This is a genomic window from Dactylosporangium aurantiacum (assembly GCF_000716715.1).
Classification (GTDB): domain Bacteria; phylum Actinomycetota; class Actinomycetes; order Mycobacteriales; family Micromonosporaceae; genus Dactylosporangium; species Dactylosporangium aurantiacum.
The window spans coordinates 349,755-372,573 of the sequence record NZ_JNYJ01000007.1 but is presented as its reverse complement, the minus strand read 5'-3'; the positions used below and the strand labels follow the sequence as shown (position 1 = coordinate 372,573).

The 22,819-nt window shown below is 73.1% G+C and carries 18 protein-coding genes, 1 pseudogene and 1 riboswitch; of the genes and pseudogenes, 9 read left to right on the top strand and 10 right to left on the bottom strand.

The annotated features are described in order from the left end of the window. Window positions 1–8 precede the first annotated feature (8 nt). The 4 genes from ngcE to OP18_RS10385 are packed head-to-tail and all read left to right on the top strand — an operon-like array spanning window position 9 to window position 4,411. Window positions 9–1,427 (top strand): N-acetylglucosamine/diacetylchitobiose ABC transporter substrate-binding protein, encoded by a 1,419-nt coding sequence (ngcE, locus tag OP18_RS10400; protein WP_033358520.1) that lies wholly within the window; start codon window positions 9–11, stop codon window positions 1,425–1,427. Further along, on the top strand, window positions 1,427–2,335 hold the full coding sequence (locus tag OP18_RS10395; protein WP_033358519.1) for a carbohydrate ABC transporter permease: 909 nt from the start codon (window positions 1,427–1,429) through the stop codon (window positions 2,333–2,335). Before ngcE ends, OP18_RS10395 begins: the two co-directional genes overlap by 1 nt. Beyond that, a complete protein-coding gene (locus OP18_RS10390; protein ID WP_033358518.1) occupies window positions 2,332–3,147 on the top strand; it encodes a carbohydrate ABC transporter permease in 816 nt (271 codons plus the stop codon). Before OP18_RS10395 ends, OP18_RS10390 begins: the two co-directional genes overlap by 4 nt. A 40-nt stretch (window positions 3,148–3,187) precedes the next feature. Next, window positions 3,188–4,411, top strand: coding sequence for a glycosyl hydrolase (locus OP18_RS10385; RefSeq protein ID WP_033358517.1), 1,224 nt, complete (start codon window positions 3,188–3,190; stop codon window positions 4,409–4,411). Window positions 4,412–5,098: 687 nt separating this feature from the next. Here the strand turns inward: OP18_RS10385 and OP18_RS10380 are convergent. From OP18_RS10380 to OP18_RS10365, 4 genes are all read right to left on the bottom strand, one after another. Further along, window positions 5,099–6,328, bottom strand: coding sequence for an RNA polymerase sigma factor (locus OP18_RS10380; protein ID WP_033358685.1), 1,230 nt, complete (start codon window positions 6,326–6,328; stop codon window positions 5,099–5,101). Window positions 6,329–6,383: 55 nt separating this feature from the next. Beyond that, window positions 6,384–6,734: a YciI family protein gene (locus OP18_RS10375; protein ID WP_033358516.1), complete on the bottom strand. Its 351-nt coding sequence runs from the start codon at window positions 6,732–6,734 to the stop codon at window positions 6,384–6,386. A gap of 28 nt (window positions 6,735–6,762) precedes the next feature. Further along, entirely contained in the window at window positions 6,763–9,366 is a 2,604-nt protein-coding gene (pepN, locus tag OP18_RS51140) for an aminopeptidase N (RefSeq protein WP_052386485.1), read from the bottom strand. Between the two features lie 86 nt (window positions 9,367–9,452). Then, window positions 9,453–10,811 (bottom strand): MFS transporter, encoded by a 1,359-nt coding sequence (locus OP18_RS10365; protein ID WP_052386484.1) that lies wholly within the window; start codon window positions 10,809–10,811, stop codon window positions 9,453–9,455. Window positions 10,812–10,948: 137 nt separating this feature from the next. Here OP18_RS10365 and OP18_RS10360 point away from each other — a divergent pair, with 137 nt between their 5' ends. Beyond that, window positions 10,949–12,337 carry an FAD-dependent monooxygenase gene (locus OP18_RS10360; RefSeq protein ID WP_033358515.1) on the top strand — a complete coding sequence of 463 codons (1,389 nt, stop codon included), beginning with the start codon at window positions 10,949–10,951 and terminating at the stop codon, window positions 12,335–12,337. 202 nt (window positions 12,338–12,539) lie between these two features. On the opposite strand, the gene OP18_RS10355 is transcribed toward OP18_RS10360, so the two are convergent. After that, window positions 12,540–14,003, bottom strand: coding sequence for a multicopper oxidase family protein (locus tag OP18_RS10355; RefSeq protein ID WP_245635321.1), 1,464 nt, complete (start codon window positions 14,001–14,003; stop codon window positions 12,540–12,542). A gap of 146 nt (window positions 14,004–14,149) precedes the next feature. Here OP18_RS10355 and OP18_RS10350 point away from each other — a divergent pair, with 146 nt between their 5' ends. After that, complete coding sequence (locus OP18_RS10350; protein WP_156089399.1) at window positions 14,150–14,818, top strand: permease prefix domain 1-containing protein; 669 nt, start codon at window positions 14,150–14,152, stop codon at window positions 14,816–14,818. A gap of 1,764 nt (window positions 14,819–16,582) precedes the next feature. On the opposite strand, the gene OP18_RS10345 is transcribed toward OP18_RS10350, so the two are convergent. Further along, window positions 16,583–16,951, bottom strand: a complete 369-nt coding sequence (locus tag OP18_RS10345) for a nuclear transport factor 2 family protein (RefSeq protein ID WP_033358513.1) — start codon at window positions 16,949–16,951, stop codon at window positions 16,583–16,585. 88 nt (window positions 16,952–17,039) lie between these two features. Between OP18_RS10345 and OP18_RS60450 the strand changes: the two are divergent. The 3 genes and pseudogenes from OP18_RS60450 to yidD all read left to right on the top strand — a co-directional run. Further along, a pseudogene (locus OP18_RS60450) lies at window positions 17,040–17,813 on the top strand (helix-turn-helix domain-containing protein); the annotation flags it as partial. After that, window positions 17,804–18,085 (top strand): hypothetical protein, encoded by a 282-nt coding sequence (locus OP18_RS60445; RefSeq protein WP_033358511.1) that lies wholly within the window; start codon window positions 17,804–17,806, stop codon window positions 18,083–18,085. The pseudogene OP18_RS60450 and the gene OP18_RS60445, both read left to right, overlap by 10 nt. A gap of 269 nt (window positions 18,086–18,354) precedes the next feature. Beyond that, a complete protein-coding gene (yidD, locus tag OP18_RS60440; RefSeq protein ID WP_245635320.1) occupies window positions 18,355–18,801 on the top strand; it encodes a membrane protein insertion efficiency factor YidD in 447 nt (148 codons plus the stop codon). 91 nt (window positions 18,802–18,892) lie between these two features. Here yidD and OP18_RS10325 read toward each other — a convergent pair whose 3' ends face one another. From OP18_RS10325 to OP18_RS10310, 4 genes are read right to left on the bottom strand one after another with little or no spacing between them, the layout of a single operon-like run. Next, window positions 18,893–19,657, bottom strand: a complete 765-nt coding sequence (locus OP18_RS10325) for an ABC transporter ATP-binding protein (RefSeq protein WP_052386482.1) — start codon at window positions 19,655–19,657, stop codon at window positions 18,893–18,895. Beyond that, window positions 19,657–20,514, bottom strand: a complete 858-nt coding sequence (locus OP18_RS10320) for an ABC transporter permease (protein WP_211273485.1) — start codon at window positions 20,512–20,514, stop codon at window positions 19,657–19,659. Before OP18_RS10320 ends, OP18_RS10325 begins: the two co-directional genes overlap by 1 nt. Window positions 20,515–20,516: 2 nt before the next feature. Next, window positions 20,517–21,506: an ABC transporter substrate-binding protein gene (locus tag OP18_RS10315; RefSeq protein WP_033358509.1), complete on the bottom strand. Its 990-nt coding sequence runs from the start codon at window positions 21,504–21,506 to the stop codon at window positions 20,517–20,519. Beyond that, window positions 21,503–22,645 (bottom strand): agmatinase family protein, encoded by a 1,143-nt coding sequence (locus OP18_RS10310; protein ID WP_033358679.1) that lies wholly within the window; start codon window positions 22,643–22,645, stop codon window positions 21,503–21,505. Before OP18_RS10310 ends, OP18_RS10315 begins: the two co-directional genes overlap by 4 nt. 50 nt (window positions 22,646–22,695) lie before the next feature. Continuing rightward, a riboswitch (guanidine-I (ykkC/yxkD leader) is annotated at window positions 22,696–22,809 on the bottom strand. Window positions 22,810–22,819: the final 10 nt, after the last annotated feature.

The following is a 22,819-nucleotide window of genomic DNA, read 5'->3' as shown; positions in this document are numbered from 1 at the left end:
GCCCAGTCATGAACCCATCACCCTTGGTCCAACCGTACCCGAACAGACGCACGGTCCTGCGCGCGGCGGTCGCGGCGGGCGCCACGCTGCCGCTGCTCAGTGCGTGTGTGACCGGCGGCAAGGACGACAAGCCGGCCGTCGCGACGGGCGCGAAGAGCGCGGCGAACCCGCTCGGCGTCAAGGAGGACGCGGCCCTGGAGGTCGTCATCTTCAAGGGCGGCTACGGCGACGACTACGCCAAGAAAGCCGAAGGCCTCTACACGCAGAAGTACCCGAAGGCGACGGTCGACCACAAGGGCATCCAGAAGGTGGGCGAGGCGCTGCAGCCGCGGTTCGTCGCCAACACCCCGCCCGACGTCGTGGACAACACCGGCGCCGGCCGCCTCGACCTGGCCACCCTGGTCGGCGCGAAGCAGCTGGCGAACCTCACCGAGCTGCTGGAGGCGCCGTCGTTCGACGACCCCGCCGTGAAGGTCAAGGACACGCTGCTGCCCGGCGTCGTGGAGGACGGCACGTTCGACGGCGCCCCGCTGGTGCTCAACTTCACCTACACCGCGTGGGGCATCTGGTACTCCAAGCCGCTGTTCGCCAGCAAGGGCTGGACGTACCCGAAGACCTGGGACGAGATGCTCGCCCTGTGCGCCACGATCAAGGCCGCCGGCATCGCGCCGTGGACGTACCAGGGCAAGTACCCGGAGTACATCAACGACCCGCTGCTGAGCATGGCGGCGAAGACCGGCGGCACGGACCTGCTCAAGGCCGTGGACAACCTGCAGCCCAACGCCTGGAGGTCCGACGCCTTCAAGGCCGCCGCGGAGGCGTTCGCGGAGCTCGCCGGCAAGGGCTACATCATGGCCGGCTCGGAGGCGCTGTCGCACACCGAGTCGCAGGCCGCCTGGTGCCAGGGCAAGGCCGCGTTCATCCCCTGCGGCTCCTGGCTGGAGGCCGAGCAGAAGGACGTCGCCCCCAAGGGCTTCGACATGGTGATGGGCGCCGTGCCGGCCCGCACCGCCTCGGACAAGATGGGCGCCGCCGCGGTCCAGGCCGCGAGCAGCGAGTCGTTCATCGTGCCGGCGAAGGCGAAGAACGCCGCCGGCGGCATGGAGTACCTGCGGATCCTGTTCTCCCGGCAGTCGGCGCGCGGCTTCGCCGAGTCCGCCGGGACGCTGCCCGCGATCGCCGGCGCCACCGACGGCCTCACGCTCAGCAGCGGCCTCGGCTCGACCCGCGACGCGGTCAACGCCGCCGGCAAGGAAGCCTTCACCTTCCGCTTCCGCACCTGGTACGCGCCCCTGGCCAAGGCGGTCGACGACGCCACCGGCGAGCTGGTCAACAAGCGGGCCACGCCGGCGGAGTGGGCCGACCGGGTCCAGAAGGCCGCCGACGCGCTCGCCAAGGACAGCTCCGTCAAGAAGTACACCCGCTGATGAACCACGGTCGGCTCCGGTTCCTCATCGGTGCGCTGGCGCCCGCGCTCGTGCTGCACGTCGTCTTCGTGCTGTCGCCGTACGGGCAGGCGTTCTACCTCTCGCTCACCGACTGGACCGGCGTGGCCGGCGAGGCGCACTTCGTCGGGGCGGGCAACTACGCCCGCCTCGGCGGCGACTCCCTGTTCCTGGACGCCGTGCGCAACAACGCGGTGATGCTGGTCTGCGTGCCGCTGGCGACCATCGCGCTCGGCCTGTTCCTGGCCAGCATGCTGCACATCGGCGGGCGCAGCGGCCGGTCCGGCATCCGGGGCGCCGGCGCCTACCAGATCGTGTACTTCTTCCCCCAGCTGCTGTCGCTGGTGGTCGTCGCGGTGCTGTGGCAGTTCGTCTACAACCCGACCAACGGCCTGCTCAACGGGGCGCTGCGGGCGGTGGGCCTCGGCGGCCAGGCGCGCAGCTGGCTGGGCGACCCGGCACTGGCGCTGCCGGCGGTGATGGCGGTGCTGGTCTGGTCGTCGGTGGGCTTCTACATGGTGCTGTTCAGCGCGGCGATCGACGGCATCCCGAAGGAGCTGTTCGAGGCGGCGCTGCTGGACGGCGCCGGCGGCTGGGCCACCTTCCGCAAGGTGACGCTGCCGCTGGTCCGCGACACCGTGCAGGTCGCCTTCGTCTACCTCGGCATCGCCGCGCTGGACGGCTTCGCGGTCGTGCAGGTGATGACGGTCGGGCCGGGCGGCCCGGACGGGGCCACCGAGGTCATCGGGTTGTCGCTGTACCGCAACGCGTTCACCTACGGCAGGTTCGGCTACGCCTCCGCGATGGGGGTCGCGCTGTTCTTCGCCACCCTCACCCTCGCGGTCCTGGCGCTGCGCTCGGGTCGCAAAGAGCGGCTGGAGCTCTCATGAGGCGTTTCCCGGTACACCTCGCGATGCTGCTGTGGGGCGTCGTCACGGCGCTGCCGCTGCTGTGGGCGGTGGTCAGCTCGTTCAAGACCGACAACGCGATCCTCAACGACCCGTGGTCGCTGCCCACCGACCCGCAGTGGGGCAACTGGGGCCGGGCGTGGACCGAGGCGAGCATCGGCCGGTACTTCCTCAACAGCCTGATCGTCGTGGGCGGGGGCCTGCTGCTGACCATGCTGCTGGGCTCGCTGGTCGCCTACGCCCTGGCCCGGTACGAGTTCCGCGGCAACCGGCTCATCTACTACGTGTTCGTCGCGGCCATGTTCTTCCCGGTGTTCCTCGCCCTCGTCCCGCTGTTCTTCGTCGTGCAGCAGCTCGGCCTGCTCGGCACCTACCAGGGGCTGATCCTGGTCTACGCCGCCTACGCGGTGCCGTTCACGGTCTTCTTCCTGCACGCGTTCTTCAAGACACTCCCCACGGAGGTGGCGGAGGCGGCGTTCCTCGACGGCTGCTCGCACGGCGCGGTGTTCTTCCGCGTCATGCTGCCCATGGCCCGTCCCGGTCTCGTCGCCGTCGGCATCTTCAACTTCCTCGGGCTGTGGAACCAGTACCTGCTCCCCCTGGTTCTCAACCCCGACCCCGATCGGTATGTCCTGGCGCAGGGTTTGGCCGCCCTGTCGGTCAGTCAGGGGTATCGCAGCGACTGGAGCGGTCTGTTCGCCGGTCTCACCATCGCAATGCTGCCGGTGCTCATCGCCTACGTCGCGTTCCAACGGCACATCCGAGCCGGTATGACCGCCGGCGCGGTCAAGTAAGGTCCGTCCAACTCCTTTCCCCTCAAGGAGGACTGTGCCCATGTCCATCGGTAAACGTCGATCTCTAGCGCTCGCGGCGGGCGCCGCGGTGCTCGTCGGGGTGGGTGCCGTGGCCGTCACCGCGGCCACCGTTGGCACCGCCAGCGCCGCCGCCAACACCTGCGGCTACCTGTTCGACGACTTCAACTACAGCTCGTCGTCGGACGCGACGCTGAGCCAGCACGGCTGGGTGCCGCGCACCTACGCCGGCGGTCCCGGCGTGCCCGGCGCGACCTGGTCGGCCAACAGCATCACCTTCCCCACCTCCGGCGGGCAGAAGGTGCTGCAGCTGACCGCCTCGACCGACGGCACCGGCGCCGGCACCAACCAGGCCGAGCTGTACTCGGCGCAGAAGCGGTACCTCGAAGGCACCTACGCCAGCCGGGTCCGCTTCACCGACACGCCCGTCAGGGGCAACGACGGCGACCACATCAACGAGACGTTCTTCACCATCAGCCCGCTCAACGGCGACCTCGACCCCACCTACAGCGAGCTGGACGTCTCCGAGTACCTGCCCAACGGCGGCTGGGGCGAGACCGGCCCGATCAACTACCAGACCACCTGGTACACGTACCGCAACGAACCGTGGTACGCCGACAATGTCCACTCCGAGGAGCGGCGCAGCTTCGACGGGTGGCACGACCTGGTCGTCACCGTCGCCGACGGCCACGTCATCTACCACATCGACGGCGTGCAGGTCGGCGACCACTCCGGCAAGTTCTACCCGCGCCAGACGATGACCATCAACTGGAACCTCTGGTTCATCGACACGGCCGCGCACACCGGCGGGCTGTCGACCTACATCCAGCAGGTCGACTGGGTCCTGTTCGCCAAGAACCAGGTCCTGACCCCCTCGCAGGTCACCACCCAGGCCGGGGCGTACCGCTCGGCGGGCAACGCCTTCACCGACACCGTCGACTCGGCCGGCCCGTGCGTGACCCCGAGCGGCTCCGCCACCCCGACGACGTCGGCGTCGCCGTCGAAGTCGCCGTCCGCGTCGCCGTCGGTCTCCACCCCGCCGGCCACCAGCTGCGCGGCCGCCCCCGAGTGGTCGGTCAGCGCGGTGTACACGACGGGCCAGACCGTCAAGCACGAGAAGAGCAAGTACGGCGACCCCAACGGCCCGGCCTCGGGCCAGGGCAAGCACCTGTGGCGCGCCAAGTGGTGGACGCAGGGCTCCGAACCCGGCTGGACCGCCAACTGGGAGGACCTCGGCCACTGCTGAGCGCCTGAGCCGCGACAGGGCCCGCACCGGACCCCGGTGCGGGCCCCCTGTGCCGTCGGGCACGGCCGCCGTCCGAGCTGACCCGCACCCCTGACCCGGCACCCGGGGCGGGCGCCCGCCCACCCGGCGGCCAGGAACGGCCGGACGTTCGTCTCGTCCACGCCGTCGTCGGAGGACCGGCACCACAGCGGATACGCCAGGTCGTTGCGCTCCGGCTGCGGCCGCCGCACCTACGGGACGAACCGCGCGCCGAAGCCCGGACAGCGGGCCGTCCGCAGCACCCCGCAGACACCGAACGTCTCCAGGAAGGCGACCCGCTCGTCGGTGTTGCCGGGCAGCATCTTCAGCTTGCCGGCGACCTTCGAGGCTCTGGGCGTTGCAGTTGCCGCCCGGGACCGGGTCGACCTGCACGAAGCGGCCCAGCGACGGCGGGGACAGCCGGACGCCCATCAGGATGGTGTCGCCGAGCGCGTCGCCGGAGCGTTGCCTGCCGCCGAGCCAGCCGTAGCGGCGGTCGGAGGACGCGGTGTCCGGGACGCCGAACTCGTCGTAGCGGTACGCCTCCACGTCGGTGAGGGCGATGTCGGCGGACCTCGCCACGTCGCCGCGCGGGTTGGTCCTCACTACTGTGCATCAGCGGGGAGCCGCCCCCTGGCGATTGCATTGCGGCCGTATGTGACTGGGGGTCTACCGGCAGCCCTCGGCGCGGGCCAGGAGGAGGCCGCGCTCGGCCTCGTTGCGGGTCATCGCGGCGGCCCGCTCGAACTCGGCCCGTGCCTCGTCGCGGCGCCCGAGCTTGAGCAGCAGGTCGGCGCGGACCGTCGGCAGCAGGTGGTACGAGCGCAGCGACGGCTCGTCCAGCAGCGGGTCGAGCACCGCCAGACCGGCGGCGGGACCGTCGGCCATGGCGACGGCGACGGCCCGGTTGAGCTCGACGACCGGGGACGGCGGGTGCCGGGCGTACAGCTCGGCGATGCGGTGCCAGTCGGTGTCGGCGGCGGTCGCGGCGCGGGCGTGGCAGGCGGCAATGGCGGCCTGCAGCGTGTACGTGCCGCCGCCCAGCTCCTCGGCCCGGTCGAGGGCGGCCAGCCCGCGGCGGATGAGCAGCCGGTCCCACCGGCCGCGGTCCTGTTCCAGCAGGACGACCGGCTCGCCGGACGGGCCGGTGCGGGCCGCCGAGCGCGACGCCTGGATCTCCATGAGGGCGACGAGGCCGTGGACCTCCGCCTCGCCGGGCATGAGGCCGGCGAGGACCCGGCCGAGGCGCATCGCCTCCTCGCACAGGGCGGGGCGCATCCAGTCGTCGCCGGCGGTGGCCGAGTAGCCCTCGTTGAAGATGAGGTAGATGACCTCCAGGACGGAGGCGAGCCGTTCGGTGCGGGCGGCGCCGTCCGGCACCTCGAACGGCACCTTCGCCTCGGCGAGGGTCTTCTTCGCGCGGCTGATGCGCTGGCCGACGGTCGCGCCCGGGACCAGGAACGCCCGGGCGATCTCGTCGGTGGACAGCCCGCCGAGCATGCGCAGCGTCAGCGCGACCCGCGCCTCGGGGCCGAGCACCGGGTGGCAGGCGGTGAAGATGAGCCGCAGCAGGTCGTCCTCGATGGTGTCCTCGACGACCGCGTCGAACTCCCCCTCGACGGTGTCCGGCAGCAGCAGGTCGGGCATCCTCGCCGCGAACCGCTCCCGGCGCCGGATCTGGTCGATCGCGCGGCGTTTCGCGGTCGTCATCAGCCAGGCGCCCGGGTTGCGCGGCACGCCCTCGGCCGGCCACTGCTCCAGGGCGGCCAGCAGCGCGTCCTGGGCCAGCTCCTCGGCCAGGCCGACGTCGCCGACCAGGCGCGCCACCCCGGCGATGACCCGGCCCGCCTCGATGCGCCACACGGCCTCGACCGCCCGGTGCGTGTCCGCTCGCGTCACCCCGCCAACGTAGCGGCCGGCACCGGCGGGCGCGGTGCCGGCCACCGGGACACGCTCAGCCGGCGTCGGGCACCTTGCGGACCTCGATCTCGACGTCGTCGAACAGCGCGGCGAAGCGCTGCGCCCACTCCAGGGCCTCGGCGTGGTCGCGGACCTGGACGATGGCGAAGCCCGCGATGACCTCCTTGGCCTCGGCGAACGGGCCGTCGACGACGGTCTGCTGGCCGTTCTTGACGCTGATCGTGGCCGCGCCGGCCGAGCTGGGCAGCAGGCCCTCGGCGGCGAGCAGCACGCCCGCCCTGGAGACCTCGGTCATGAACTCGCCCATCCGGCCGAGGAACTCCGGCGTCGGCGCCCACTGCGCCGGGTCGGCGTCGTTGAGCTTGTGCATCAGCATGTACCGCATCTGTGTGCCCTTCCGGTGAGGTCGTCCGTCACCAACGCGTCGAACGGTGCCGGCCGGCTTCGACACGGTCCTGGAAATATCTCAGCTCGTCCGCGGCGTCGCCGACCTCGCGCCGCAGCACCGGGTCGAGCCCGGCGGTCGCCAGCAGCTCCTCCGCGAGTCTGAGGGATCGTCGCGTGTACCGGGGAAAGACCTGCCGGATCAGGTTCATCGCGAACAGCTGGTAGCGCCCCGCGACCATGGCGGGCGCGTCGGCGAAGAACCGCTCGACGTAGGGGTCGGTGAGCGCCTCCTGGCCGGGCTGCCAGAACCCGGCCGCGGCGGCCATCGCGACGCGGGGCCGCTCGTCGCGCACGATCAGCTCCCACGCCTCGGCCTTCGCGGCGGCGGCCGGCAGGGCGGCGCGGCACCTGACGGCGTGCTGGGCCCCGCCGGCGCTGGGGTCGCGCCGCTCCTCGTCCGCGATCGCCGCCACGGCGTCGAAGCCGCTCCCAGCGGCCGCGCCGCCGCCGGTGGCGCCGGTGGTGGCGGGCGCGCCTGGGGTGGCGGGCGCGCCTGGGGTGGCCGGCGCGCTGGTGGTGGCGGACGCGCCGGTGGTGGCGGGCGCGCCGGTGGTGGCGGGCGCGCCGTCGTAGCCGAGGGCGACGAGCCGGCCGAGCGCCTCCCAGCGCAGGTCCTGCGTGACGGCGAGGCCCGGCGGGCCGGCCGGGTCCGGGGCGAGCCAGCCCGCCAGCCGGGCCGCCCCGGCCGGCCCGGCGACCGTGGTCAGCGCCGCGGCCAGGGCGAGCTGCCGCCCGCTGCCCGGCTCCGCCGCGGCGAGGGCCGCCGCGCAGGCCGTTTCCAGCGGGCCGAAGGGCACCAGGCCGCGCCGGGCCAGGCTGTCCCGGGCGAAGCCGAGCACCTCCAGCAGCACGCCCGTCTCCGCCTCGCCGGGCAGCGCGGCCCGCAACAGGGTCAGGAACGCCTCCGGTGGCAGCTCGCCGTCGTGGGTCGCGTCCATCGCCGCCGTCCACAGCTGCGCCCGGGCGAGCGGGTCGGCGACCGCGGGCAGCACCTCCGGCAGCGCGGCCAGGCCGGCCGGGTCGAGGCGGAGCTTCGCGTACGTGTCGTCGCCGTCGTTGAGCAGCAGCACCGGCCCCTCGGGCAGGTCCAGCCCGGCGGCCCCGCCGGTCAGGGTGACCTCGGTGCGGTGGGTGGGTGCGCCGGTGCGGTCGTACACGGCGGCGCGGAACCGGTGCGGGCGCAGCGGGCTGCCGCTCTGGTGGACGGCGGGGCCCGGCGCCGGGCGCAGGGTGTTGACCCCGGCGGTGCGCAGCCACAGCCGGGCCCACCCGGTGAGGTCCACTGTGGACACCTCGGCGAGCACGGCGAGGAAGTCGGCGAGCGTGGCGTTGCCGAAGCGGAAGCGTTCGAAGTACACCCGCAGCCCGGCGAGGAACACGTCGTCGCCGAGCAGGACCGAGAGCTGGCGCAGGGCCGCGGCGCCCTTGGCGTAGGAGATGCCGTCGAAGTTGAGGAACGCGGCCGTGGTGTCGGCGACGTCGTCGGGGGCGACCGGGTGCGTGGAGGGCCGCTGGTCGGCGAGCATGCCCCAGCGCTTGCGCCACACCACGAAGTCGGCGGCGGCGCCCGGGTGCCGGCCGGTGCCGGCGGCGACCCGCCAGCCCATCAGCTCGGCGAACGCCTCGTTGAGCCAGATGTCGTCCCACCAGCGCAGGGTCACGAGGTTGCCGAACCACATGTGGGCCAGCTCGTGCGCCATGATCACGAAGCGGCGGCGGTGCTCGTGGTCCGGGGCGACACCGTCGAAGAGCAGCTCCTCGCGGTAGTTCACCAGGCCCGGGTTCTCCACGGCGACGCCGGCGAAGTCGGGGACGAACGCCTGGTCATACTTGGTGAAGGGGTACCGGACGCCGAAGAGCTCGTGGTAGCTGTCGAGGCTCGCGGCCGTGGCGGCGAACAGCTCCCCGGCGGCGGCGTCGAGGCGCGCGGCCAGGGAGCGCCGGCAGACCAGGGCGAGCGGGACGCCGTCGTGTTCGGCGGTACGCACATGCCAGGCCCCGGCGAGCACCGTGAACAGGTATGGGGCGAGCGGCGGCGTCGGCGCGAAGCTCCACCGCCCGTCGCGGGCCTGCCGCAGCGGCGCGTTGCCGAGCACCGTCCACTGTGCGGGTGCGGTGACGGTGAGCGTGATGGGCGCCTTGAGGTCGGGCTGGTCGAAGCAGGCGAACATCCGCTGTGCCTCGTCGAGGGGCGCCTGCCCGTAGAGGTACACCCCGCCGTCCTGCGGGTCGGTGGTGCGGTGCAGCCCCTCACCCGCGTGCGAGTACGGCGCGGTGAACGTCACCTCGAGCCGGTTGGCCGCCGCCAGGCCCGTCAGGGTCAGCCGGTTGCCGTCGAGCGCCGCCGGATCCAGGGGCCGGCCGTTGAGCACGGCCCGGTCCAGCCGGGCGCCTTTCACCTCGGCGAACGTGGTCGCGCCGGGGGCGGTGCAGCGGAACTCGACCGTGGTGTCGGACCGGTAGGTCTCCGGGTCGGTGACGTCGAGGTGGACCGTGTATCCGTCGACGCGGACGAGGCCGGCGCGGGCCTCGGCCTCGGCGCGCGTGAGGGCGCGGATCGGGCTGGGCATCCCCCGACGCTACCCGGGCGCCGCCGGCGACCGGGGAGTGTCCACATCCTGGCGGTCATGACCCGCCGCCCCGGCCGGGGCGCCCATTACCCGGGCACCGCGGCCCTGGGCGACGCGACGGCGGCGGGCGCGGCCGGGGTGCGGACCGTCACCCGGCCGGCGAGCAGGGCGCCCGCGACGGCCGGCAGCAGCGCGATCAGGAACGCCGCGAGGTAGGCGGCCGGACCGGCGGTGACCAGCGCCGCGAACACCGACCCGCCGACGGCGAGCACGACGGTGGTCAGCAGCGAGTCGGCGACCGACAGCGCCGAGCTGTTGACGCCCTGCTCGTCCGGCGGCGAGAGCTGCAGCACCAGCGCCGAGACGGTCGGCGACGCCAGGCCCATGCCGAACCCCGCGACGCACCACCCGGCCACCACCGCCGCGACGGGCACGGCCGGGGCGACCATCGCCACCGCCGACAGCACCCCGAGCGCGATGCCGGTCAGCCCGGCGCGCAGCCGGACGGCGGGGGTGAACCGCTGCCCCTGCCGGGCCTGGATCCAGGAGCCGGCGGACCACAGCAGCGCCCCGGCGGTGAGCGTCAGCCCGGCCAGCGACGGGGTGAGGCCGCGCTCGCGGGTCAGCAGCAGCGGGATGAAGACGTCCGCCTGCATGAACGCGGCGCCGGCGAACCCACGCACCAGGATGACGCTCGGCAGGCCGCGCCGGCCGGTGAACGTGCCGGCGGGCAGCAGCCGCGGGCCGCAGGCGGCGACGACCAGCAGCCCGCCGGCCACCAGCAGCAGCGCGTCGAGGCCGTGCCGCTGCCCGCCCCAGTGCAGCAGCAGCACCCCGCCGGCGACGCCGACCGCCCACGGCACGCGGGTGCCGGCGGCGGTACCCGCGCCGCCCGCGATCCGGCGCACGTGCGGGTGGATCACCGCGGCGACCGGCAGGGTGGCGGCCGCGATCAGCAGGAAGACCCAGCGCCAGCCGAGGTGCTCCACGATGAGCCCGGCGACCGCGGGACCGACGACGGCGGGCAGCACCCAGGCGGCGGACAGCGCCGAGAAGACCTTCGGGTGCTCGGCGGCGGGGTACGCCCGGCCGACGACGACGTACAGCGCGACGGTGATGAGCCCGCCGCCGAAGCCCTGCACGAGCCGGCCGGCGATGAGCGTCCAGATGTCCTGGGCGAGCCCGGCGACCAGCAGGCCGAGGCTGAACAGCACGACCCCGGTGAGCGTCGGGCGGGCCGGGCCCCGGCGGTCGCACCAGGTGCCGGCGGCGACGGTCGCGACGATGCCGGTGGCGAACGGGCCGCCGAAGGCGAACCCGTACAGGGCGACGCCGTCGAGGGCCTGGGCGACGGTCGGCATGGCCGCCGTCACCGCCACCGCCTCGAAGGCGACGAAGGTGACCAGCGTGACCATGCCCGCGGTCAGGGCGTTCCTGCGTTGCATCCCGCCACCGTGCTACCTCAACCGGGCTTCAGGTCAACCCAGCGTGACGGCGGTCATTTCATCACCCGTTGACATGTGCTCCGTCGAGGGGTCAACATGTGTTGGCCAACAGTTGTTGACTTTCAAGGAGGACGATCATGAGCACCGTCGTCGTCGGCGCCGGGCCGACCGGGCTGCTGCTCGCCGGTGACCTCGCCGCCGCGGGGGTCGAGGTCACCGTCCTGGAGCGGCGGACCACCGACTCGAACCTGACCAGGGCGTTCGGCGTACACGCGCGGACGCTGGAGCAGCTGGACGCGCGCGGGCTCGCCGACGAGCTGGTCGCGACCGGCACCCCGGTGTCGAAGGTGCGCCTGTTCAACCGGCTCAGGGTCGACCTGGGCGCACTGCCGTCGCGTTTCCCGTTCCTGCTCATCACGCCGCAGTACCACGTGGAGCGGCTGCTGCAGCGGCGCGCGCTGGAGCTGGGCGCCCGCATCGTGCGCGGCGTGACGGTCACCGGGGTCGAGCCGGGCGCGGTGCTGGCCGGCGAGGACCGGTTCGAGGCCGATCACGTGGTCGGCGCCGACGGCGTGCACAGCGCGGTCCGCGCGGCGATCGGCATGCCGTTCCCGGGCCGGGCGGTGCTGCGCTCGATCATGCTCGCCGACGTGCGGCTCACCGAGGCGCCCGACGACGTGCTCGCGGTGAACTCGGTCGGCGACGCGTTCGCGTTCGTGGCGCCGTTCGGTGACGGCTGGTTCCGGGTGTTCGCCTGGGACCGGCGCGCCCAGCGCCCCGACGACGCGCCGCTGGACCTCGCCGAGGTGCGCGAGGTGACCCGGCGGGCCCTCGGCACCGACTTCGGCATGCGGGAGGCGCGGTGGCTGTCGCGCTTCCACAGCGACGAGCGGCAGGTCCCGCGCTACCGCGAGGGCGACGTCTTCCTCGCCGGCGACGCCGCCCACGTGCACTCCCCCGCCGGCGGGCAGGGCATGAACACCGGCCTGCAGGACGCGGCCAACCTGGGGTGGAAGCTCGCCGCCGTCACGAAGGGCTGGGCGCCGGAGGGGCTGCTCGACACGTACCACGGCGAACGCCACCCGGTCGGTGAGCTGGTGCTGCGCAGCAGCGGCGGCCTGGTGCGCCTGGCGATGCTGCACTCACGCGCCGCGCGGGCCGGGCGGGACCTGCTCGGCGGGGCACTGCTGCACGTGCCGACGATCATGCGCAGGGCGGCCGGCACGGTCTCCGGGATCGGCATCGACTACCCCGACGCGCCGCGGCAGCCCGACGTCGTGCTGTCGTCCGGTTCGCGCCTGTACGAGCTGCTGCGCGCGGGCCGGCACGTCCTGCTCGGCGGGGGCACGACCCCGTCGGGGTACGACGACCGCCTGCTGTCCGCCGTGCCGCGCGGCGACGCTCCGTCCGGGCCCGACATGAACGACCGTTTTGTCCTCGTCCGGCCCGATGGCCACACCGCCTGGACCGGCACAGAGCGGGATCTTCCGGTCGCCCTCCGGCATCACCTCGGAGCGCCACGGTGATCCGCGACACCGCACATCCAGCAAGCTCTTGACATGGGAGCGGTGATCCATGTGTCATGCCGATCACAAAGCGGTTCTCGTTGGGTTGCCGCCGCTGCCCGGCCGTCACGGCGGTCCGGACCGCGGCGCTACACGGGGACGACGGAGACGCTTGCGAGACGTGCCGGGCCCCGCGCCGCCACGGGGGGCCCGGCACCTCGCCTCAGTTGTGGCTCAATCTCGGGGTGTCTCCCGGTTCGACGACCACGAACTGGCCCATCATCCCCTCGTCCTCGTGCCGCAGGACGTGGCAGTGGAACATGTACGCCGTCGTCGGGTCGGCGTAGTCGGCGAACTCGGCGATCACGGCGTACCGGCGGCGAGGCTCGAGGAACAGGGTGTCCTTCCAGCCGCTCAGCTCCGGCGGCGGCGCGTTGCCGTCGACGGTGAGCACCTGGAACTGCACGTCGTGGATGTGGAAGCTGTGCGGCGTGTCGTGACCGTTGGCGACGTTCCAGATCTCCACGGTGTCCTTGACCACGACGGCGTCGACGCGGCGCATGTCCATCTGGTCGCCGTTGATGCCCCGCCCCTGGAACGTGAACGTCCGCCGCTGCGCCGCCCGCTGCGGATCGAGCTTCGTGAGCGTGGCCAGCCGCGCGGGCAGCGCACCCTCGCGCAGCTCCCCGGCCGCCCGCAGCTGCAGCACGTCGAACGCGTCCTTGCCGCCGTGGACCACGCCGAGCCCGGTCCTGGCGCTGCGCAGCTCGACCCGCTCGCCGGGGCGCATCGCCACGACGATCTCGGCCCGCTCGCCGACCGACAGCCGCACCCGCCGCGTCGTGTACGGCGCCGCGAGCAGCCCACCGTCGGAGGCGATCATCGCGAACGGCCGCCCGTCGGACATCGTGAAGTCGTACACGCGGGCGGTGGAGGCGTTGAGCAGCCGCAGCCGGACCAGCCCGGTCCGCACGTCCAGGTACGGGCCGGGCGTGCCGTTGACGAGGATCTCGTCGCCGAGGACGCCGAGGTCGCTGAGGAACCGGTCGTCCATGCTGAGCTGGCCGCCGCTGAACCCCTTGTCCTGCACGACGACGGGGATGTCGTCGACGCCGTAGTCGTGCGGCAGCCCTGTCTTGTCCTCGGTCTCGTCGATCAAAAACAGCCCGGCGAGGCCGCGGTACACCTGGCGCTCGGTGCGCTCGCCCGGGTGCGGGTGGTACCAGAGCGTCGCCGCCGGCTGGTCCACCGTCCAGGCGGCCTGGTAGTCCCCGCCGGGCGGGATCGGGTGGTGCGGCCCGCCGTCGACCTTCGCCGGCAGGTGCATGCCGTGCCAGTGCACCGTCGTCGGCTCGTTGAGCCGGTTGTGCACGTTGACCGCGACCCGCTCGCCGCGCTGGGCGCGCAGCGTCGGGCCGAGGTACGCGCCGTTGTACCCCCAGGTGCGGGTGCCGGCGCCGTGGCCGAGGTCGCTGTCGCCGGGCTGCGCGGTCAGGTCGAACACCCGCCGGCCGTCGGCGTCGACCACCGACGGGGCGAGGGGCGGCACCTTGAGCGGCCGGTCGAAGGCCACCTTGCCGACGGTGTTCACGCTCAGGCCGCCGGTCACCAGCCAGGTGACCGCCGCGACGCCGCCCCCGCAGAGCAGGAGCAGCAGGCCGAGCCCACCGAGAAGCCACTTGCGCACCGTCGCCCGCCCTTCCATAAGTAGCTGTGCTACATGTAGCGTGGCTGCTCTGGACGGTTCCGGCGATGGGGGTTGTCCCTGAGGTTTTCCCGGATATCGGCGCCGGGCCGTCGCCCGCGCGTCCGGCGCGCCCCGATACTGGGCGGGTGGTAATCGACGCCTACGTGACCTCGCTCGGCGCCGCCCTGCGCGGTCCCCGCGCCGCGAAACGCGAGCTGCTGGCCGAGGTGCGCGACGGCCTGCACGACGCCGCCGCCCATCACGAGTCCGCCGGCCTGACCGCCGAGGCCGCCGCCCGGCTCGCCGTGGACGAGTTCGGCTCGGTGCGCGAGCTGGCCCCCGACTACCAGCGCGAGCTCGCCCTCCTCCAGGCCCGCCGCACCGCCCTCTTCATCGCCGCCGCCGTCGCCGTCCAGCAGGTCGTCTCCGAGATCACCTGGCGCTCCGCCGCCGGCGGCTGGAGCTGGCAACCCAGCCGCGGGTACGCCTTCCTCGCCCACACCGTCGACTACGCCGGCTACACCGTCGTCGCCCTGGGCCTGCTCGCCGCCCTCGCCTGCACCATCGGCAGCCGCTACGTCACCGTCGGGCGCTCCTTCGCCCGCGCCACCGGCATCGCCGCCATCACCACCTGCGCCTTCTTCGTCCTCGGCGGCATGGCCCTCTCCCTGCTCAGCCCCGCCTGGCACACCACCGCCACCGTCATGTCCCCCCTGGCCGTCACCTCAGCCACCATCACCGCCGCCACCCCCCTGTGGATGGTCCTGTCAGGCCTGAGCTGCCTGCGCGCCACTGAGCTTCTGCCCCACCGCTGACGCGGCGGGTCCCGGCGGGGGTTCCCACCCGCACCCCCATGCTCGCTGCGCTCGCACCGCCCGCGCGTCGCGCGGCGGCTTCCCGCGCGTGCGCGCCGCATCCGCCGGTCGGCCTCCACCGTCAGCCTCCGCCCACCGGCCGCCCCTCGCCGACCCCGTCCAGCCGAGCTGCGGTCGCTTCCGTCCGCCAAGCCACCGAGCGCCGACACCGAGCGCCGACACCGAGCGCGGCCCGCTGCACCACGCCACGAACACCGGGCGCGGACCCCGCACCACGCCACCAACACCGACTGCGGGCCCCGCACCACGCCACCAACACCGAGCGCGGACCCGCACCACGCCACGAACACCGAGCGCCACACCGGGGGCCGGGGGCCCGAGCCGGTCATAGTGCTCACCGCGACCGACGGCAACCACGGCCGCGCCGTCGCCTGGTTCGCCCGGCGGTTCGGGCACCGCACCGGGGCGGAGCACCAGCGCCGGGCACCGGCACCCAGCGGGGCCGTGCAAAAGCCGACACACATCGGCGGACCGGGCACACAGGCCAACACCATGCGGCGGGTGCCAGGACCGGCACCGGACGGCGGGCAGCACACAGGAGCGCACTGCGCGGTTGCCGCGCGCCCGCGCTGGCATGACCCCTCCGCACGACGTTCTGGCGGGGCGTCGGGTGGACCACGGATCCATCGCCGGTGGAGGTGGTCGGGGCGCGGCCTGAATGACGCGATCGCTGCGGTGCCCTGCTCGACGGCTCCTGTGGTTGCCCAGTTTCGACTGACAGGACCAGCCGGTGGGCCGAGGCCGCTCTCCCCTGCGGCAGGTGCGAGGCCCTGTGCATGACGGTCGCCGGGTGACGCCGGAGGACGTGATGGATGCCGACACGCCGGTCGATGCGGCGGCGGGGCTCCCGGACACCGGTGCTGAGGCTGCCGGCGCGGACGGCGGGCAGGCAGGCGCCGGTGGTTGGCAGGCCGGTGTCGATGGTGGGCCGACAGGCATCGGCTGCAAAGCCGGGCCGGCAGGTGCTACCTCAGCCGCCGCGCCGGCAGGCACTGCCCCAGACGCGGCGCCGGCAGATGCTGCTCCAGACGCCGCGCCGGCAGGAGACGTTGCCGCACCTGAGCACGGCGGGAGGGCCGTCGCAGGTGCCGGATCGGCCCACGGCGGGTTCGTCCGCGCGCCACCCGCGGGAAGTGGGCTAGCTGGGGTCGGAGGCTGATGCGGCGTCGCCAGCAGGCGTGCGGTCCGCAAGCGGGCCAGTTTCGTGGCGTGGCGGGCGGCCAGGCCATGCCGGCGGGCCTCGGCGAACTCCGCCCTCGTCCGGGCCATCGCCTCGCGGCGGCGCGTGTGGGCGGCCGCGGCCGCCGCCAGACGGGCGGCTGCGGCCTCAGCCATGCGAGTGCCGAGGTCCGTCGCAGCGTCCGCGCCGGCGGCCACCGCACCACCGCCGGCCACCGTGCGGCCGGCCGCCGCCGCAAAGCCGGCCGCCCCCGCAAAGCCGGCCGCCCCCGCAAAGCCGGCCGCCCCCACAAAGCCGGCCGCCGCCGTGCGGCCCGAAGCCGCGCCGGCGGTCACCGTGGTGGCCGTGGACGCCGGCAAAGCGGCCGGTGTCGTGAACCGGCCGGCATCCGGTGCGTCCAGCGAAAAGGATGGTCGTGGCACGTGCCGCCTCCCCCCGGTAGGCGCCACCCCATTCTCGTGGACGCACCAGACGCCGTCCAGCGCCGCTACCCTCAGCGACCTCCCCCGTACGCGATCAGGGTGCTACGGCTGTGCTGGTACACGGTCCAGAAAGCCGAGGACCCGGTCGATCCTGCCGTCCTCGGCGAGGGTGACGACGTCGAACCCCGCGACCGGGGCCTCCTGGCCCGGCAGGCCCATCTCCCAGCCGAAGCGGGCCTGGGCGTGGTGGCCGTCGACGGTGCCGAGGAGGGTGATCACGAAGCCGGGGAACTGTGACTGCACCCCGCCGATCATCCAGTCGACCTCGTCCTGGCCGCGGACGGCGGCCATCGGGTCGACGAAGGTCACGTCCTCGGTGAAGAGGGCGTCGATCGCCGCGCGGCGGGCGGTCGGGTCGGTCTCGTTCCACACGTCGATGTACCGCTGGGCCAGCTTCTCGTATTCGCTCATGGCGTCGAGACTGCCGGGCGGTGCGGGGGCCGGTCGATTCCCTGCGAGGTAATGGCCAGGGCTCCCGCGGCGCTTCTACGATCGGATCATGACGCAACCGGTGGGGGTGCTGCTGCGCGAATGGCGGGAGCGGCGCCGGCTGAGCCAGCTGGAGCTGTCGATCCAGGCCGAGATCTCCACGCGGCACCTGAGCTTCGTGGAGACGGGGCGGGCCAAACCGACGAGCGCGATGATCCTGCGCCTCACGGAGCAGCTGGACGTGCCGCTGCGGGAGCGCAACACGCTGCTGCTGGCCGGCGGTTACGCTCCCGTGTACCCGCAGGGCCGGCTCGACGGCCCGCAGCTGCGGGCGGTGCGCGACTCGCTGCGGCAGGTGCTGGTCGGCCACGAGCCGTTCCCGGCGGTGGTGGTGGACCGCTGGTGGACGATGCTCGACGCCAACGCGCCGGTCGGGCTGCTCACCGCGGGCGTGGCGGCGCACCTGCTGGAGCCGCCGGTGAACGTGCTACGCCTGTCGCTGCACCCGGAGGGGCTGGCGCCCCGCATCGCCAACCTGGAGCAGTGGCGCGCGCACCTGCTGAGCCGCCTGGAGCGGCAGGCCCGCAGCACCGGCGACGCGAAGCTCGACGAGCTGCTCGCGGAGCTCACGGCGTACCCGGGCGGCACCGGACCCGCGCCGGCCGAACACGACGTGGTGGTGCCCCTGCGGATCCGCCACGACGGCGGTGAGCTGCGGTTCTTCAGCATCACCGCGGTGTTCGGCTCACCGCTGGACGTCACCGTCGAGGAGCTCGCCATCGAGTCGTTCTTCCCCGCGGACGCGGCCAGGAGAACTACGACTCGCAGTTCGGCGTGTACGAGGCCGACCACAACTCGGCCGAGGCGACCAGCTTCGACCAGGGCCACAGCGTCGAGTTCACCGGTGCGGACGGCTCGCACTACGCCGAGCAGGACTTCACCTCCTACGACCACTCGGCCGCCGAGTCGGACCACGTCTTCGCCGCCGAGGGCTCCGAGTCCTACGACGCCAGCGAGTACCACGAGCTCGACGCCCTCCAGGCCCGCCTGGACAGCGCGTTCGCCTCGGCGACCGAGCTGCACACCGACGGTGGCCCGGCCATCGCGGCCAGCTGACATCAGCACGGCACGACAAGCTCCTGACGGTGTGGTTGACCACGCCGGCCCGCGGTATCAGCCCCGCGGGCCGGCCACCCACCAGAGCACCCCTCAGCGCACTCGGTTGTTCGACTTCGTTCGGGTGTCCGGGACTGTCCGGACATTCCCGGCCGCCCGAACGAAGTCGGCCGTCCGGGTGCGTTTTCCGTGTTTCCGGGGGACACGGCGAGAGTAAGAAACGCGACCGGTCCTTGATCACACCGGCGATCGGCCACACAATGCCGCCCATGGCGCGAATCGGAATCGGCGACGCCGTGGCGATCTGGCGGCACCGCCGCCAGCGACGCCGCCGGCAGGAACAGAACCAGCAGCAACACCAGCAGCGACGCCGGCGCGACAATGACGGCTGTGACTGCGACGGGTGCGACGGCTGCGACTGCAACCCGTTCATGCTCGGCTCGCTGCTCGGCCTGATGGCGATCGCCGCGCCGCGGCGTGCCCCGCGCGGCGGCACGACGGGCCCCGGCCGGGCCGGTGTCGCGGCGATCCGCGGCTACCAGCGGTGGCTGTCGCCGCACCTGCCGACCCGCTGCCGGCAGATCCCCACGTGCAGCAACTACGGCCTGGACGCGGTGCGGCGGTACGGCCTCGTCGAGGGCTCCCGCCTCACGGCCGCCCGGATCCGCCGCTGCAACCCGTCGACCCCGCGCGGCACCCACGACCCCGTGCCGTAGCACCGGCCAGCGGCCGGCCGGGCGACGACCCGGCCGGCCCGGCCGGCAAGAGCCCGGCGAAACGGCCGGCGAAACGGCAAAGCCGGCAGCGTCAGGCGACCGCCCCCGCGTGGCTGCGGTGGTACGCGCGCACCAGGTCCTCGACCTGCGCCCGCAGCGCGAGGAACGCCGGCGTCCGCTTCACCGTCAGGTCGCGCTCCGCCGGCAGGTCGACGGCGACGTCCGCGGCGACCCGCCCCGGGTCGCTGGCCAGCACGACGACCCGCCCGCCGAGGAACACCGCCTCCTCCACGTCGTGGGTGACCATGAGCACCGTGGTGCCCGTGTCCCGCCACACGCCGCGCAGGAACACCTGCATGTCCTCCTTGGTCTGCACGTCGAGCGCGCCGAACGGCTCGTCGAGCAGCAGCACCTCGGGTTCGCAGGCGAGCGCGCGGGCGATCGCGACCCGCTGCCGCTGCCCGCCGGACAGCTGTTTCGGCAGCGCCCGGCGGAAGGGTTCCAGACCGGTCTCGGCGAGGTACCAGTCGACCCGGGCCCGGCGTTCGGCACGGGGCAGGCCGAGCAGCTCCAGGCCGAAGGCGATGTTGCGCTCCACGGTGCGCCACGGGTAGACGGCGCCGGACTGGCAGACCAGGCCCCGCTCCGGGCCGGGGCCGACGACCGGCGCGCCGTCCAGCGTGACGGTGCCGGACGTCGGCGCGACCAGGCCGGCGACGATGGACAGCAGCGTCGACTTGCCTGAGCCGCTGGCGCCGACCACGCAGACGAACTCGCCGCGGCCGACGGACAGCGACACGTCGCGCAGGGCGACCTTCGCGCCGAAGGTCCTGCCGACCCGCGTCAGACCGAGCATCACAGCCACCGTCCGATCCGGTTGCGGGCCAGGCGGAGCAGCACGTCGGTGAGGACGCCCGCGACCGCGACGACGACGAGGATCGCGAAGATCTTGTCGGTCTGCGTGAACCGCTGGGCGAGCAGGATCCGCTTGCCCAGCCCGGTGTCGCTGTTGACCAGCTCCGCGACCACGACGAGGTTCCACGCGGCGGCGAAGTTGACCCGCACCGCGTCGAGCATGCCCGGCAGCGAGTGCGGCAGCACCACCTTCCACAGCACCTCGCGCCGCCGGGCCCCGAGCGTGCAGGCGACGTCGACGAAGTCGCGGGGCACCAGCCGCACCACGTCCGCCGTCATCAGCATGTTGAAGAACACGGTGCCGATGAAGATGAGCGCGATCTTCGGTGACTCGTCGATGCCGAGCCAGATGAGCAGCAGCGGGGTGAAGGCCGCGGCCGGGAGGTAGCGCAGCAGCCCGCTCAGCGGCTCCAGCAGGGCGTTCGCGGCGGCGAAGCTGCCCATCGCGACGCCGAGCGGCACCGACACGAGCACCGCGAGGCCGAAGCCGTACACGATGCGCCGCACCGTGGCCCACGTGTCGGTCCACAGCTGCCCGCTGGCGGCCATGTCGGCGCCCGCCTGCCAGACGCTGCCGAGGCTCGGCAGGTAGCGGGCCGGCACCGCCCCGGTGGCGCCGAGGACCAGCCAGACCGCGACCGGCAGCAGCACCGACACCGTGACCAGCAGCAGCCGGGTGCGGGCGGGCAGCGGCGCGCGGAGCGCGAACACCGGCCGCGGCGGGCGGACCGCGCGGCGGCGGGGCAGCGGCCCCCAGGACGCCCGCGTCGACGGCGCGGGCGTCGTGGGAGCGGTCACCGTCACCGCACTGCCTTCACGAACTTGGGCTCGAAGAGCCCGTCCAGCGGCGGTTTGGCGTCCACCAGCTTGGTGCTCACCAGGAACTCGGCGATCTTGTTCGCCTGGTAGTCGAGGTGCTTGGCGTCGCCGCCGGGCGTGAACGCCTCGATGTTCTGCTCCTTGGTGAAGATCGTGGTGCCGGCGTCGTAGGTCTTGTAGTCCGCGTCGGAGACGCCGCCCTTCTTCGCCATGATGCTCACCGCCTCCGCCGCGTTGTCCTTGATCCAGGCGGTGGTGTCGAACCAGGTCTGCACGACCTTCTGCACCTCGTCGGGGTGGTCCTTGACGAACTGCGCCTGGAACGACAGCGCGTCGGGGATCGCGCCCGGGAAGTCCTTCGACGTGCTGACCGCGGTGCTGCCGCTGCGGCCCAGCGCCGTGGTGGTGAACGGCGCGAAGACACCGACCGCGTCGACCTGCCCGGCCACGAACGCGGCCGCGGCGGCGTCGGTGAGCAGCGGGGTGAAGGTCACGTCCTTCTCGGTGAGGCCCGCCTTCTCCAGGGCGAGCAGCAGCAGATAGTGATCGACGGTGCCCTGCTCCGCGGCGACCTTCTTGCCTTTGAGATCCGCCACGGTACGGATGCCCGGCGCGGCGATGATCTGGTCGTTGCCCGTGGAGTTGTCGTTGAGCAGCACGATGGTCTGCTTCGACCCGCCGGACACCGACGACAGCGTGTCGTTGAGGGTCTGGCTGTTGCAGGTCAGGTTGCCGGTGGCGAGGGCGTTGAGGCTGTCGGTGTAGCTGTCGAAGTACTTCAGCTCGACCGTCACGCCGTTCTTGGCGAAGAGGCCCTTCTCCTGGGCGACCTGCCACGGGAACCAGCCGGGCCAGGCGCTGAAGCCGAGGGTGATCTTCGCGCCGGCCGTGCCGGTGTCGTCCTCGCCGGCGCCACAGGCGGTCAGGAAGGCGGCCCCCGCGACCGCGGTGAGGAAGGATCGACGCTTCATGAGGTCCTCCTGGGAAGGTGGCCGGCGCGCACCAGGCAGCCGAGGGTGTCGCAGATGACGCGGGTCGCGATGAGCGAGGTGATCTCGGCGTTGTCGTACGGGGGCGAACACTCGACGACCTCGATGCCGGCGAGGGGCCGCTCGGCGATCAGCTGGATGAACTTGAGCACCTCACGGGGCAGGAAGCCGCCCGGCTCGGGCCAGCCGGTGCCGGGTACGAACGCGGCGTCGAGGCAGTCGACGTCGAAGGACAGCCAGACGGCGTCGGCGCCGTCCCACGCCACCTCCAGGGCCCGCTCCGCAGCGGCCTCGATGCCCATCTCGACGCAGTCGGTGACGGTCATGATGGTGGTGCCGCGCTCGCGGCCGACCTTGACCCCGGGCCGGGGCGCCTGCCAGCCGCCGATGCCGATCTGCACGAGGTTCTTCGGCGGCACGTTCGGGATGTCCGTGGCGTGGAACCACGGGGTCGTGTGCATCCGCTCGTCGAGGTCGGTCTCCTGGGTGTCGACGTGCCGGTCGAAGTGGATGATGCCGAGGTTGCCCGTCATGTGCTGGGCGACGCCGCGGACCGTGGGGTAGCCGATGGAGTGGTCGCCGCCGAGCACGACCGGGAACGCGCCGGACTCGTAGACGTGGGCGACGGCCTTGGAGATCTGGTCGAACGTCTTCTCGATGTTCGCCGGGATGGTGAAGATGTCGCCGAGGTCCGCGATGGTGATCGACTCGCGCAGGTCGACGCCGAGCTCGAAGCTGTACGGCCCGTACAGCGCGGAGATCTTGCGGATGCCCTGCGGGCCGAAGCGGGTCCCGGACCGGTACGTGGTGCCGCCGTCGAACGGGGCGCCGAGCACGGCGACGTCGTACTCGCCGCAGCGGCGCACGTCCTCCAGGTAGGGCGCCTTCAGGAACGTGTTGATCCCGGCGAAGTGCGGCAGCTCGCCGCGGGAGAACGTCGGGATCCGCCGGTCGACGATGGAGTCCGCGCCCGGCAGCCCGTACTCGAGACCGCGGGCGATCTCCTCCTCCCACTTCGTGGTGGGCAGCTCGGCCTCGCGCTCGACGGCGTAACGCGCCTCGGGGCCGTAGTTGTCGTGCGTCGCGTGCTGGTGTGGATGGTGGTGGTGGTTGAAGCCCATGGACAGACCCCCTCGGGGTGCGTCCGGCACACAGCCGGACTGCGACGGCTGTCTCCCGGGCTTTTGTCCCGCCGTGGAACGCCGCGCGACCTGCGGCCGCGGGCGCCTGCACCTCTCGGACCAGCCGCCGGATCGCCCGGCGCGGAACCCTAGGCGCGCCTCACCAGTGGTGAG